A 971-nucleotide genomic window follows, 5' to 3' on the forward strand; every position below is an offset into this window, starting at 1 on the left:
CCCCCGGGCCCCCCCCGGGCGCGCTCCGGTCCGGGTCAGTGGACGAGGGCCGCCGGGCAGTGCGCCAGCAACTCCGCCGGGGCGTGCACGACCAGGTCGGGGCCGGCCGCGAGCAGCGCCGCGATGTCCCCGCCGTGCCACGTCGTGGCGACGGCCGTCGCCCCGGCGTCCCGGCCGCTGAGCAGGTCGATCACCGCGTCGCCCACCATCATGGCCTCGTGCGGCGGCACGTCGAGGTTGCCCAGTGCCTGGAGCACGATGTCCGGGGCAGGCTTGGGACGGGCCACCTCGTCGGAACCGATCACCTGGCCGAAGAGGCCCAGCACGCCGAGTTGGTCGAGCAGGGAGCGGGCCCTCGGGCCGGCCTTGCCGGTGGCGATCCCCATCCGGATGCCACGCGAGTGCAGGGTCTCCAGGGTCTCCCGGACGCCGGGGAAGAGCGGCACGAGGTGGGCCATCCGGTAGCTCTCGCGGACGAACGGCCCCTCCATCTCCAGGGGCAGCCCCATCAGGCGCATGATGTCCGGGAAGTACCGGCCCATGTGCCGGTTGTACTCCTCGAACGGTGCCGGCCCGTCGCCCACCACCTCGGCGTACGCGATGCTGAACGCCTCACGCATGACGGCCGAACTGTCGACGATGACGCCGTCGAGGTCGAACACGACCGCGCGGATCGGGCCGCGCGCCGGCGACGGCGGGGTCACCTCGACTGTGGACGATGGACGGCTCATGGCTGCTCCCGGAAGGGGTTGGGGCCGACGGTGGTTCTCACCCGGCGCGATGGCCCACCAGTGCGTGCTGGCGCTCCGGCCGGGTGGGCCGGGCGCACTGGTAGATCCGTTCGATGATGTCGATGGTCCGGCGGGCCTCGGCGACGGCCGCGCCCCGGGCGGCCGGGTCGGCGAGCAGCCCGGGCAGGGCGTCGAGCTGGTGGGCGTACTCCGCGCCGAACGGCTCCCCGGGCAGCGGCA

1 protein-coding gene and 1 pseudogene are annotated in these 971 nt (G+C 74.3%); both read right to left on the bottom strand.

Features of this window, described 5'->3' with window-relative positions; genetic code table 11:
• Positions 1 to 35: 35 nt before the first annotated feature.
• Positions 36 to 731, bottom strand: a complete 696-nt coding sequence (locus KBX39_RS31975; protein ID WP_064445417.1) for an HAD-IA family hydrolase — start codon at positions 729 to 731, stop codon at positions 36 to 38.
• A gap of 37 nt (positions 732 to 768) precedes the next feature.
• Positions 769 to 971, bottom strand: a pseudogene (locus tag KBX39_RS31980) (gfo/Idh/MocA family oxidoreductase); the annotation flags it as partial.

This window comes from Micromonospora sp. D75, assembly GCF_018070405.1.
In the GTDB taxonomy this organism is placed as follows: domain Bacteria; phylum Actinomycetota; class Actinomycetes; order Mycobacteriales; family Micromonosporaceae; genus Micromonospora; species Micromonospora chalcea.